Below are 12,266 nucleotides of genomic sequence, written 5' to 3'. Positions count from 1 at the left end.
CCGACCGGCCGCAAAACAAAAAGTCCGCCACTTTTTCGTGATCCCTGCGGCTATGTTTTGACACAAAACTGCCTTGCTCTTTCCGTATCGCCGGTTCGATGCGTATTCAGATTTATATTATCGCGCTGCTGCTCAGCGCCATCATGTGGTCGATCTCGTTCGATGCGGCACGAGAATCCTATCATGCCGCGCAAAGCGCGGGGTTGATGCCGAACCTGCACATCAACAAGAAGCTGGATCGCATTCTATAGACTGCGATGCAGCGTCCAGGTCAGCGGTACAATTCGCCGATGTCGCGTTCTTAACATCGGGCCGGCGATGTATTTTTCCTATGCGCTCTCGAGCCTTCCGGACAGAAAATCAAATTTCGTAAAATTTGACCGATCTGCTTAAAAGCCCTGAAAATACTGATGTGTAGAGTGGTCTCATGAAAGCGACCGAAGCGTGGACAGACGCATCGATCGTTTGGAGCCGGGCAAACCGAAAGCCCGTCGATCCGCAAACGGGGACTTCAACATGCACAGAACTCTTGCCGCCATCGCCTTGACCCTGACCATCACTGCCGCCGCCGAGCCGGCATTCGCCATCGGCCCCGCCAGCCTTGCCCGCGACCTGATGTACACCTCCGCCATCGGTCATGCGCCCCAAGTGCCGTTGACGACCCGCGCCGGTTTCGTGCGCCCAGGCGTTCCTTTCGTCCTGCGCAGCCCCGCTACGGTGGAGGGCTACCGGCTCAAGACCTATTCGCAGAACCTGACGGTTGTCGTCGACTATGTGTTTTCAAAGGCGGTCAACGTCGTGAACGCGGTGACGTTTCTTCACTGACAGAATCGACTGGAAACAGTTCAGCAAATAAGCTAGGCGTCGAGCTCGCCGCGCACATCGAGATACCACTCGACGAAGGCCTTGACGCCGACCTCCAGGGTCGTATCCGGCTTGTAACCCGTCAGCGCGACGAGCAGATCGGGGGCCGCGAAGGTACGCGGCACATCACCCTTCTGCATCGCCAGCATCTTGCGGATGGCAGGACGGCCGAGCGCCTTTTCCACCGTTTCGACGAAATCCATCAGGCTGACCGGCTGGCCTCCGCCAATATTGACGACACGGAAGGGCGCCTGGCGCGAAAGCGTTTCGACAGCCGTGTTTTCGAGACGGTTTTCCTCGCTCGGGCCGATTGCCGACAGTCTGACGATCGCTTCAACAAGATCATCGATATAGGTGAAGTCACGGCTCATGTTGCCTTCGCCGTAGATCTCGATCGGCTGGCCTTCAAGCATGTTCTTGGTGAATTTGAACAGCGCCATGTCGGGTCGGCCCCACGGGCCATAGACGGTGAAAAAACGAAAAGCCGTGGTCGGAATCTTGTGAAGATGGGCATAACTATGCGCCATTAGTTCCATCGATTTCTTCGTCGCCGCATAGATGGTCAGCGGCTCGTCGGCGCGGTCGGTCTCGCGAAAGGGGACGGTCGCATTGGCGCCATAGATCGATGATGTCGAGGCCAGCATCAGATGGCGGATTTCGACGCGACGCGCGATTTCCATGATATTCCACGAGCCTTCGACGTTCGAACGGAGATAGGCCTCGGGATTTTCCAGACTGTAGCGCACGCCGGCCTGTGCGGCGAGGTGGATCAGGATGTCGGGCTTGGCCGCCAGAACAGCCGCTTCCAGCGCTGGCCGGTCCTCGAGCATTGATATGACGGGTTTGAAGGCCGGAAACTGGGAGAGTGCCGCGTGGCGCATCTCCTTGAGCTTGACGTTGTAATAGGGAGTGAGGCCATCGAAGCCTGTGACGTCATGCCCCTCTTGCAGCAGGCGCCTGGCCAGATGAAAACCGATAAAGCCGGCAGTCCCTGTAATGAAGTAGCGCATTCCCACCTTTTCTCGACTTCCTGCCGACGGCAAAGAGCCGATTCCGTATCAAGTGACCCCACTTACAAGATAAAAAGAGGCCGAGTCGATAGGTCTTTGAACGAGAAGGCCACAGCACCCTCTCTACTGTCGGCGGCCTGTCCGCCGCTGCCTTGCCCGGATAAGGGCGAGACTATCGATATTGTCTGTCGGTCAGCCGCAATTCCCGGCCGCTATGCTGCATTGCAACATGGTGGCTTGCATGTTATGGCCGGCCGGTCGTCTGCAAGCAGGTCAGGATCGATGAGAGATATAATTTATTGGATTCTCTGCGCGTTTCTGACCGTTGCCATCGCTGTCGTGTCGTTACGCTATGTCACGAACTTCTGGCTTCTGTCCTTCGTCTACAGCTTTCAAATTCACCTCGGCGTCGTGTTCGTCGCCGCCAGTCTCGTCGTTCTGGCTATCAAAAGACAGATTTACGGCTTTATCCTTCTGATTGCCTCGCTTTTTCTCATCGCTCACGGCGTCATCATGCTGCGCGAGTTCTCGGAGGGCGACAGAGGCACCGACAGGCCGCCGCTTTTTCGTCTGATGTCGTTCAACATCGCGATCGACAACTGGAAAAACTCGACTGAAATCACCGACATGGTGATCGCGTCGAATGCCGACGTCGTCAATCTGCTCGAAGCCAAGCCGCTAACGTTTCACCTGCAGCGATTATTCAAGGCCTATCCCTACCATATCGGCTGCGATAGCGGGAAGGATACATGCGATACGCTGGTGCTGTCCAAACGCCCGTTCGTCCGCCGGCAGGTCGCAAGTATGGGCAGCCTGCGAAAAAACAGGCTCGTTATAGCAAGCGTCGACTTCGGAGGCGAGACCATCAATCTGGTTTCGGCGCACCTGACCAAACCATACTTCGACGATTTCCAGATGGCTGAATTGGAAGATCTCGCCAAAGCGCTTGGTTCGATCGACGGCCCTCTGGTGCTGTCAGGTGATTTCAACTCCTCGGCGATTGCCCCGAGCATCCAAGCTTTCCTGCGTGAGCAGAAGCTGAAAACGATCACGCCAGAACCGGCAACATGGCCGATCGGCGCCGGCGCGCTCGGGATCGCCATCGACCACATATTTGCGCGCGCGCCGCTTCATCTGACATCGCTGGAACGTCTCGATGATAATCTCGGCTCGAACCATTCGGGCCTGGTCGCCGACTTCGTTCTCGACAAGGACGGCGAAACGTCTCCGGCAGAATGACTTTGCCTGGGCAAGGAAATCTTGCCGGGGCCGCAGATCAGAATCTGGTTCGGCCGCCTTTTTTGTCGATCATCTGAAACCTCTTGCCATCGGTCTTCACGTTGACGCAATCGGTCTTCTTGCTGGGGAACAGGACGCACACCTGGCCATTGGTTATCTTGTAGCCATTCTTATTGCCGTCGCGATATTCGTAGCCGTTCTTGCTTTCTTTCAGTTCGGACGTACCGGGCAGGTGCTGGCGAATTTCCGACTCGCTTGCGGTTCGCATGCTTGCCGTTTCGGCAAACACCATTCCCGGCACCATAATTGCAAGAAATCCGGCGAGGACGGGCAAGGTAGGCATCAGGGGGATATCTCCGGTCATGTCTGTCGGTACATCCATTCTACGAGAACCCCAAGAGGAAATTCAACAGCGAGGATGGTCGCGCCGGAAAAGGCCCGACCATCGCTCCGGCTGCGATTTTACGTTCTTCCAAACTCATCGACGATACGAATGATGTCGTCCTCGCCGAGATAGGAGCCCGTCTGAACCTCGATGAGCTCGAGAAGAATCTTGCCGGGGTTGGCGAGGCGGTGGACTTCGCCGAGCGGAATATAGACGCTTTCGTTCTCGCGCAGCATACGCACGTTCTCGCCGACCGTCACCTCAGCCGTTCCCTTGACGACGATCCAGTGTTCGGAGCGATGGTGGTGTTTTTGCAGCGATAACTTCTTGCCCGGCGTGACGAAGATGCGCTTCACCTGGAAGCGATCGCCGTTGAAGATGGAGGTATAGCCACCCCACGGGCGATAGGACGTCGGATGGGTTTCGGCGAATTTCGCCGTGGCGGACGTAGAGGCCAGCATCTTGACCAATTGTCCGACATTCTGGCTGTCTTTGAGCGGTCCGACATAGACGGCGTCTTCGCTGGCGATGACGGCGACATCCTCCATGCCCTGGACGGCAAGATGCACGCCATGGGTCATGACGAGCGAGTTGCGGGTATTGACGACAGTGGTGTTTGCGGCGGCGACATTGCCGTTGTCGTCGCGGGCGCCTGATTTCCAAACTGCATCCCAGCTTCCCATGTCCGACCATTTGAACGGCGAGGGGACGACGGCGGCCTTGGAGGTCTTTTCCATGATCGCGTAATCGATGGAGATGTCCGGGCTCTTGGCGAAATGGTCGGCGTCGAGGCGGGTGAAGTCGAGGTCACGGCTTGCCTTCGAAACGGCCTTGCTGGCCGCCTTCAGCACATCGGGCGCATATTCCTGCAGTTCGGCGATGAGTTCCGCCACCGGGAACATGAAGATGCCGGAGTTCCAGTAAAAGCCGCCGTCGGCGAGCATCTGCTCGGCCTTATCGAGTGCCGGCTTTTCGACAAAGCGCTTGACCTTGTGCGCACCGTTTTCGAGGGCATCGCCGATCTCGATATAGCCGTAACCCGTCGCCGGCTCCGTGGGGGTGATGCCGAAGGTTACGAGCTTGCCGTCGGCAGCGGCATCGCGGGCGATGCGGATGCAATCGAAATAGCTCTTGTCGGCAAGGATCTCGTGATCCGAGGCGAGCATCTGGATGATGGTGTGCTTGCCGAAGAGGTCGGCGGCAAGTGTTGCGGCCGCGGCCACCGCTGCGGCTGTATTGCGGGCGACCGGTTCGAGCAGGACCGCTGCGAGCGGGATGGCGCGCTCGCGAGCCTGTTCGGCGACCAGGAAGCGGAATTCCTCATTGGTGACGACGATCGGGGCTTCATATAGTTCAGGATCGGAAACGCGCTCGAGAGTTTCCTGAAACAGCGTCTTGTCGCCGACGAACTGGATGAATTGTTTCGGTGCGGTGGCACGAGAAAGCGGCCAGAGCCGCGTGCCTTTGCCGCCGGCCATGATCACGGGAACGATTTTCTGCGTCATAGGCGGGTTCCTTGAAATAAACGGCTTGTTCGTCGCATATTGCCGGGCGCCTGCCCAGTCCCTTATTCGATCGAGCCCTGTATTCAGCAGGTCCCGGGCTGCAGCTTCGCTGCCGGCCTCCGTGTAGCAGCGCATTTCCGGCGCATTGCCGGACGGGCGGAAATGAATGATGCCGCCATCCCTTAGCGTCACGCGAAGTCCGTCGATGTCGGATTTTGTCGCTACCTCGCCGATCGGCTGCAGGAAAGCCGAGAGATTTTCTTCCGAAGCGCGCAGATGCTCCATCAACGCTGCACTCGTCTCCAGCGGAAAATTCTCAAGGCGATCGGCGGCGGCAAAGGGCAGGTGATGGGAGGCGGCAGCCGCAGAAAGCGGCTGCCTGCGAATGGCAGCGAGCGACAGGATCGCGAGCATCGGGATAAAACAATCGCGCGTCGGCAGGGCGCGCACGGCTCTGCCGTTGATATCGAAAGGGGTTGCAGTCAGCAGCCCGCCATTGGCTTCAAAGCCCATGACATGATCTTCGCCGGCTGCTACGGCCTCTTCCATGCCAGCGATGACGAAGGGCGAGCCGACGCGGGTGCGCCTGACGGTGAAAGAGCCCGCGGCCTCGATGCCCGAATTGGAGGTAACCGGTGTCACCACCGTGCCGGCTCGCAAGAAATTGGCTGCCACAAGGCCGAGAAGGTCACCGCGCAGCGGCGTGCCGGTTTCGTCTGCGACCAGCGGCCGGTCGCCGTCGCCATCGGTCGAGACGATCGCATCGAACTTGTGCTCGGACACCCAGCGCTTCATCAGCGTGATCGTCTCGTCGGAAACGGCTTCGGTGTCGACGGGAATAAAGCTCTCCGAACGTCCGAGAGCGGTGATCTCGGCGCCGTAATGGGCAAGAACGTCAACCAGCAAATCGCGAGCGACGGTGCTGTGCTGGTAGACGCCGATCCTCAGGCCGGAAAGCGCACCTTGCGGAAGCAGAGCTGTATTGCGTTCAAAAAAGAGCTGCCGGCAAGCGGCCTCGTGGTCTTCCGTCTCGGCCGGTGCTTGTATGACCGTTTCGCCGTTTCGTTCGATCTCGGCGGCCAATGCGGTAATCGCCGCCTCGTCCGATTTGTCGATCTCGCCATCCGGCCGATAGAACTTGATACCGTTGCGGTCCGCCGGAATATGCGAGCCCGTGATCATCAGGCAGCCGGCGTTTCTTTCAAGGCCATAGAGGGCGAGTGCAGGTGTCGGTACATTGCCGCAGTCGAAGATCCGGAAGCCGAGCGCAGCGAGTGCATCGGCGCAATTTCCCGAGATTTCAGGGCTGGAATCGCGAAAATCGCGGCCGATCAGAATGGCATCGCCAGCTTTGGCCCTACCAGTTCCGAGGAGATATTTGCCGAATGCCGTGGCATAAAGGGCGGAGGCATGTCCCTTTAGATCCACTGAAAGTCCGCGAAGGCCGCTCGTGCCGAATTTCATGGGAAGACATGGCTCCGATTTCACGATCAAAGTTCTACTCAGGCCGCCTGCCGGCGTAAATACCGAAGCTATCATATAGTTAAATACGGACGACGGTGCCTCGGACAGCTTCGCAATCTTCTCCCACCGAATTCTGAAGGTGTGGCCCCATTGCCGCGCCGGCAGGCATTGCAGCGGAGATCGATTTTGTTAGAACCGTGTGTCCGTTGTTTCGTCATATGCGAAGGATTTTCCTAGATGAGCGATACATCCGTCAGTCTCGAGGAGAGCTGGAAGGCCGTGCTGGAGGGCGAGTTTTCAAGCCCCTACATGCAACAGCTCAAATCCTTCCTCGTTGCGCAGAAGCAGGTCGGCAAGCGGATTTTCCCCAAGGGCAGCGAATATTTCCGCGCCCTCGATTTGACGCCGATCTCCAACGTCAAGGCCGTCATCCTCGGCCAGGACCCGTATCATGGAGTCGGGCAAGCCCATGGGCTGTGTTTCAGTGTCCGGCCGGGCGTGCGCATACCTCCCTCGCTGGTCAATATCTACAAGGAGATGGAGACGGATCTTGGCATAGCGCCGGCACGTCACGGTTTTCTCGAACATTGGGCAAAGCAGGGCGTACTCCTGCTGAACAGCGTGCTGACCGTCGAGGAGGGGCAGGCGGCTGCTCATCAGGGCAAGGGGTGGGAACGCTTCACCGACGCCGTCATCCGCAAGGTCAACGATGAATGCGAATCCGTGGTCTTCATGCTGTGGGGTTCCTATGCCCAACGCAAGGCCGCCTTTGTCGATACGACGCGGCATCTCGTGCTCCGGGCGCCGCATCCCTCACCGCTTTCGGCCCATAACGGGTTTTTTGGCTGCGGGCATTTTTCGAAGGCGAATGCCTTTCTACAGTCGCGCGGACGTGCGCCGATCGACTGGCAATTGCCGGCCGATCCCCATGGGGCGTAGGTGTGAACGGACTTTGGCGTTCGTTCACTAAAAGAAGACAATGCGTTTTGGTCTACGGGTCTGTTCTACGGGAGTTTCAGCGCGCATCTTAGCCTCATCGAAAGCCCGCAACGGCGGGTATGAAAGGGGTTTGACATGCTCGATCAGATCAAGGGTCTGCACCACGTCACGTCGATGGCGCAGGATGCCCGCACCAACAACCAGTTTTTCACCAATGCGCTCGGCCTGCGACGCGTCAAGAAGACGGTGAATTTCGACGCGCCGGATGTCTATCACCTCTATTATGGTGACGAGACCGGTGCGCCCGGCACGGTCATGACTTATTTTCCGTTCCCGAAGATGGCGCAGGGCCGTCCCGGTAGCGGCGAAGTCGGCACGACGGTGTTTTCCGTCCCGCAAGGCTCGCTCGGCTTCTGGAGCGATCGCTTTGCCGCGCTTGATGTCGGCGGCCTTAAGGCCGAGGAAAGTTTCGGCGAAAAACGGCTGAACTTCTCCGGCCCCGATGGCGATGGCTTCGCGCTCGTCGAGGTCAAGGATGACGCCCGCCAGCCCTGGACACATGGCGGTATCAACGAGGATCATGCCATTCGCGGCTTCCACTCCGTCGCCATGCGGCTGAGGGACGAAGGCGCCACCGCCGAACTCCTGAAGTTCATGGGCTATGAGGTCGGCGAGGAAAGGGACGGCGTCAAGCGGCTGATCAAGCCTGACGGCAACGGCGCGCATCTCATCGATCTCGAGACCATGCCGAACATTGCCCGTGCGCTTCCCGGCGCAGGCTCCGTCCACCACGTCGCCTTCGCCGTCGAGAACCGCGAGAAGCAGCTCGAAGTGCGCAAGGCGTTGATGGACACCGGCTATCAGGTCACGCCGGTGATCGACCGCGATTATTTCTGGGCGATCTATTTCCGCACGCCGGGCGGCGTGCTGTTCGAGGTCGCGACCAATGAGCCCGGCTTCGACCGCGACGAGGATACGGCCCATCTTGGCGAAGCCCTGAAACTGCCGCAGCAGCACGCCCACCTTCGCGCGCTGCTCGAGCAGCATCTGCAGCCGCTCGAAGTGTGAGGAGAGGCAACATGACCGAAACCGGATATGTGCACCGGCTGCATGCCGGTGCACCTGATAAACCCATCCTGCTGGTGCTGCACGGCACCGGTGGCGACGAGAACCAGTTTTTCGACTTCGGCCGGCGCCTGCTGCCCGAAGCGACGATTCTCTCGCCGCGCGGCGATGTTTCCGAACACGGCGCGGCGCGGTTCTTTCGCCGCACCGGAGAGGGGGTCTACGACATGCCCGATCTCTCACGCGCGACGGAGAAGATGGCCGCCTACGTCAAGGCATTCGCTGACGAGTACCAAGCTTCCGATATTCTCGGCCTGGGTTTTTCGAACGGCGCAAATATTCTTGCCAATGTCCTGATCGAGAAGGGTATCTTCGATGCCGCGGTTCTGATGCACCCGCTCATTCCGTTTCAACCCGCAGCCCAGTCGACGCTGGCGGGAAGAAAGGTGCTGATGACGGCCGGGCAACGGGATCCTATCGCGCCCGTCTCGATGACCGAGGCGTTGTCCGAACATCTGAAAAACCGAGGGGCGGAGATCAGGGTGGTCTGGCATCCCGGCGGTCACGAGATTGCGCCGCTCGAGATCAATGCGGTCCGCGATTTTCTCGGCGGTTACTGACGGCGTGCACTGCCGGTCGGCGGGAGACTGGTTTGCGGGACCGGCGAATGCCGGTCCCGCATCTTTGTTGGAACAAGGATCCTTTCGTCGTGATCGATAGGACATTAGGGGCGAGGAGGATATTTGCCCCTGATTGCCTTCATGTAGAAATTTCCCGGTGATTCCGCCATCGTCAACCCGACGACGACGCCCTTGGGAACGCCTTCATATTCTCGCCTCTGACCGTTGGTCAGATAGACCCGTAGATGCCGGCTGTCTTCGTCGTAGGTGATCGCCTCGATAAGTTTCGAATCAACCGCAGTTTCCACTTTGCACCCCGCAATTTTGGATCTGAGATTCCTGATCAAAAAATGTCATTCACACTCGCAACGCGCCATCATTATGCTGCGCCGCGGGGGCGTCAAGCATCATCTTCTTTAACGTTCATTTTTTCCTGATGGCTCTCGCTATAGTTGATTTTTACAGCTTTTTCGAAGGTCTCGCCTGTGGAAATCCGATACCTGTGACTCCTCCATTTGGGGAATATTAGCCGATAACGTCGCGAGAAACGCAATAATCGCCGGTTTAACGCCGGATTAACCGTCATATAGCAAACTATAGCGTATTATTAACCGCAGCACCCTCCCAAGTATGAATGATTACATCCGCAAGGCGGAGCGTGACCTCGCCGCTGCAACGGCCTATATCGGCGTTGCCGAGTCGCAGCTTTATCCGAGCATCGCTCTCAGTGGTTCGATCTCGCCGTCACTCGGCGAAGGACTATGTCACTCTGAATGTGGCAGGTTCGGGTACAACTTCGGTGGGCCGCGATCAGGCCAAATTCTTATGAACACTGAGTCTCATGCCGTTGCAGCGATGGATAAGAGATGGATTGGTTCGGACAACCTGCCGTTCGGTCGGGTCTCATAAATGGGTTCCATGTTTAACTATCTAGCGCCATGGCGACAACAGATACCGATACTGTCCGGCAACCGTAAAAGACGCGCTCGGCTGACGTTTGCCGAAGGCGAATTCGCTGCGGTCTACGCGATGAGCGATGTTCACGGATGTTATAAAGAACTCGTCGAGGCACATCGCCGCATCGAGGAGGATGCTGCGCGCATTCCGGGGCCGAAGCTCATCGTCATGCTCGGCGATTATGTCGATCGCGGGCCTGATTCGAGCGCGGTGCTGGAGTTCCTGAGCAAGACCCCGCCGCCGGGGTTTCAACGTTTCGTCCTGTGCGGCAATCATGACGCGGAGCTGGTGAAGCTCTATCGCAAACCGGCGCGCATTCTTGAATGGCTCGGCTTTGCCGGGACGGAGACGCTGCACTCATACGGTATCGATATCGAGCGTCTGCTGCAGTCGGCGGCCGGAAGCGAAACAATTGCCCGCATCATTCGCAACATGATACCCAAACGGCATATCCAATTTCTGGAATCGCTGCCGGTCATGCTGCGGATGGGAAGAATCCTCTTTGTTCATGCGGGCATCAAGCCGGGCATCGACCTCAAGAGGCAGAAAGACAGCGACCTTATGTGGATCCGTCAGCCCTTCCTGGATGAAGGGCCGCAGCTTCCTGTCCTCGTGATCCACGGCCACACCCCGGCGCGAATCCCGACATTCGGTCCGCAACGCATCGGCATCGACACTGCGGTTTCGGCGACGGGCCGGCTGACCGTGCTGACGATAAAGGGGACGCGGGTCGGAATCCTCTAAATCGGCAAGCATGGTGTCGTCCGAAAACGCCTGCACTTTTCGGCGTCATCCTCAAAACCAAACGCCGCGGGATTTGCGCTCCGCGGCGTCAGGACAATAAAGTTCAGGGGCCTATCTCAGGCGCCGGTCGCTTCCTGATAAAGGTTGGTGCCGATGCCGGTATAGGTAAAGCCGTGTTTGCGGACTTCGTCGCTGCGGTAGATATTGCGCAGATCGACCAGGATCGGAGCGCGCATCGACAGCTTCAGGCGATTGAAATCGAGCGCGCGGAACTGGTTCCATTCGGTGACGATGACAAGCGCATCCGCACCGGCGGCCGCTTCGTAGGGACCGCTCGCATATTCGATGTTGTCGATCACTTTGCGGGCGTTTTCCATGCCCTCGGGGTCGTAGCCGACCACTTGCGCGCCATTGTCCTGCAGGGTCTGGATAACTGCGATCGCCGGGCTGTCACGCATATCGTCGGTGTTCGGCTTGAAAGTCAGGCCGAGGATCGCGATCTTCTTGCCGCGAATGTCTCCGCCGACGGCCGAAATGACTTTTCGTCCCATCGCCCGCTTGCGGTTGTCGTTTATCGAGATCGTCGTCTCGATGAGACGCATCGGCGCGTCGTAATCCTGCGCCGTCTTGGCAAGGGCAAGCGTATCCTTGGGGAAGCACGAACCGCCGTAACCGGGGCCGGCATGCAGGAACTTGGAGCCGATACGCCCGTCGAGACCGATTCCGCGCGAAACGTCCTGGACGTTAGCGTCGACCCGTTCGCAGAGATCAGCGATCTCGTTGATGAAGGTAATCTTCATCGCGAGGAAGGCATTGGCCGCGTATTTGATCAGTTCGGAGGTGCGGCGGGTGGTGAAGACCAAGGGCGCCTGGTTGAGATAAAGCGGGCGGTAGACTTCGGTCATGGTTTCGCGCGCCCGGTCGTCGTTCAGGCCGACGACGATACGGTCGGGACGCTTGAAGTCTTCGATCGCCGCACCTTCACGCAGGAATTCCGGATTGGAAACGACGGCGACATCCGCCGCAGGATTGGTTTCGCGCATGATGCGCTCGACCTCGTCTCCCGTGCCGACCGGCACCGTCGACTTGGTGACGATAACGGTGAAGCCTTCCACATAGGTGGCAATCTCGCGTGCGGCGGCGTAGACATAGGAAAGGTCTGCGTGGCCGTCGCCGCGCCGGGACGGTGTGCCGACTGCGATGAACACGACATCGGCGCTGCGGACACTTTCGCCGACATCCGTCGAAAACGACAGCCGGCCAGTGCTGGTATTTTCCGCGACCAATTGCTCCAGACCTGGCTCGTAGATCGGAATGCGGCCTTCGCGAAGGGCTTCGATCTTACTCAGATCCTTGTCGACGCAGATGACGTCGTGGCCGAAATCCGCAAAGCAAACGCCTGAAACGAGGCCGACATAGCCTGATCCAATCATCGTGATGCGCATATTTCCCTCAAATCATTAGAGTAGAACGT

Annotated in this window: 12 protein-coding genes and 1 pseudogene; 7 read left to right on the top strand and 6 right to left on the bottom strand. The window is 58.4% G+C overall.

Annotation, left to right across the window (positions count from 1 at the left end):
* The first annotated feature begins 98 nt into the window (after window positions 1–98).
* A complete protein-coding gene (locus OIU37_RS09105; RefSeq protein WP_009988813.1) occupies window positions 99–251 on the top strand; it encodes a hypothetical protein in 153 nt (50 codons plus the stop codon).
* Window positions 252–516: 265 nt separating this feature from the next.
* Window positions 517–825, top strand: coding sequence for a hypothetical protein (locus tag OIU37_RS09100; protein ID WP_206679825.1), 309 nt, complete (start codon window positions 517–519; stop codon window positions 823–825).
* Window positions 826–857: 32 nt separating this feature from the next.
* Here OIU37_RS09100 and OIU37_RS09095 read toward each other — a convergent pair whose 3' ends face one another.
* Entirely contained in the window at window positions 858–1,874 is a 1,017-nt protein-coding gene (locus tag OIU37_RS09095) for an NAD-dependent epimerase/dehydratase family protein (protein WP_171604345.1), read from the bottom strand.
* 282 nt (window positions 1,875–2,156) lie between these two features.
* Here OIU37_RS09095 and OIU37_RS09090 point away from each other — a divergent pair, with 282 nt between their 5' ends.
* Window positions 2,157–3,113: an endonuclease/exonuclease/phosphatase family protein gene (locus OIU37_RS09090; protein WP_264257465.1), complete on the top strand. Its 957-nt coding sequence runs from the start codon at window positions 2,157–2,159 to the stop codon at window positions 3,111–3,113.
* Between the two features lie 37 nt (window positions 3,114–3,150).
* Here the strand turns inward: OIU37_RS09090 and OIU37_RS09085 are convergent, their stop codons facing one another.
* From OIU37_RS09085 to OIU37_RS09075, 3 genes and pseudogenes are all read right to left on the bottom strand, one after another.
* Window positions 3,151–3,456 carry a hypothetical protein gene (locus tag OIU37_RS09085; protein WP_180695417.1) on the bottom strand — a complete coding sequence of 102 codons (306 nt, stop codon included), beginning with the start codon at window positions 3,454–3,456 and terminating at the stop codon, window positions 3,151–3,153.
* Between the two features lie 119 nt (window positions 3,457–3,575).
* A complete protein-coding gene (locus OIU37_RS09080) occupies window positions 3,576–5,003 on the bottom strand; it encodes a mannose-1-phosphate guanylyltransferase/mannose-6-phosphate isomerase (protein ID WP_171604368.1) in 1,428 nt (475 codons plus the stop codon).
* A 42-nt stretch (window positions 5,004–5,045) separates the two neighbouring features.
* Window positions 5,046–6,467 (bottom strand): annotated as a pseudogene (locus OIU37_RS09075) (phosphomannomutase); the annotation flags it as partial.
* A gap of 237 nt (window positions 6,468–6,704) precedes the next feature.
* Between OIU37_RS09075 and ung the strand changes: the two are divergent.
* From ung to OIU37_RS09060, 3 genes are all read left to right on the top strand, one after another.
* Entirely contained in the window at window positions 6,705–7,406 is a 702-nt protein-coding gene (gene ung / locus OIU37_RS09070; RefSeq protein ID WP_171604344.1) for a uracil-DNA glycosylase, read from the top strand.
* Window positions 7,407–7,541: 135 nt separating this feature from the next.
* Window positions 7,542–8,474, top strand: a complete 933-nt coding sequence (locus OIU37_RS09065) for a VOC family protein (RefSeq protein WP_180694385.1) — start codon at window positions 7,542–7,544, stop codon at window positions 8,472–8,474.
* Between the two features lie 11 nt (window positions 8,475–8,485).
* The gene (locus OIU37_RS09060; protein ID WP_171604342.1) at window positions 8,486–9,091 is read left to right on the top strand and encodes an alpha/beta hydrolase; all 606 of its coding nucleotides are present in this window, start codon (window positions 8,486–8,488) and stop codon (window positions 9,089–9,091) included.
* 104 nt (window positions 9,092–9,195) lie between these two features.
* On the opposite strand, the gene OIU37_RS09055 is transcribed toward OIU37_RS09060, so the two are convergent.
* Window positions 9,196–9,438: a KTSC domain-containing protein gene (locus tag OIU37_RS09055; protein WP_003542164.1), complete on the bottom strand. Its 243-nt coding sequence runs from the start codon at window positions 9,436–9,438 to the stop codon at window positions 9,196–9,198.
* A gap of 562 nt (window positions 9,439–10,000) precedes the next feature.
* Here OIU37_RS09055 and OIU37_RS09050 point away from each other — a divergent pair.
* Window positions 10,001–10,792, top strand: coding sequence for a metallophosphoesterase (locus OIU37_RS09050; RefSeq protein ID WP_171604341.1), 792 nt, complete (start codon window positions 10,001–10,003; stop codon window positions 10,790–10,792).
* Window positions 10,793–10,908: 116 nt separating this feature from the next.
* Here the strand turns inward: OIU37_RS09050 and OIU37_RS09045 are convergent, their stop codons facing one another.
* Entirely contained in the window at window positions 10,909–12,237 is a 1,329-nt protein-coding gene (locus OIU37_RS09045; RefSeq protein WP_180694386.1) for a UDP-glucose/GDP-mannose dehydrogenase family protein, read from the bottom strand.
* Between the last annotated feature and the right edge of the window lie 29 nt (window positions 12,238–12,266).

The organism is Rhizobium sp. BT-226 (genome assembly GCF_025847085.2).
GTDB classification, from domain to species: domain Bacteria; phylum Pseudomonadota; class Alphaproteobacteria; order Rhizobiales; family Rhizobiaceae; genus Rhizobium; species Rhizobium sophorae.
This window is presented reverse-complemented; position numbering and strand designations above follow the sequence as displayed.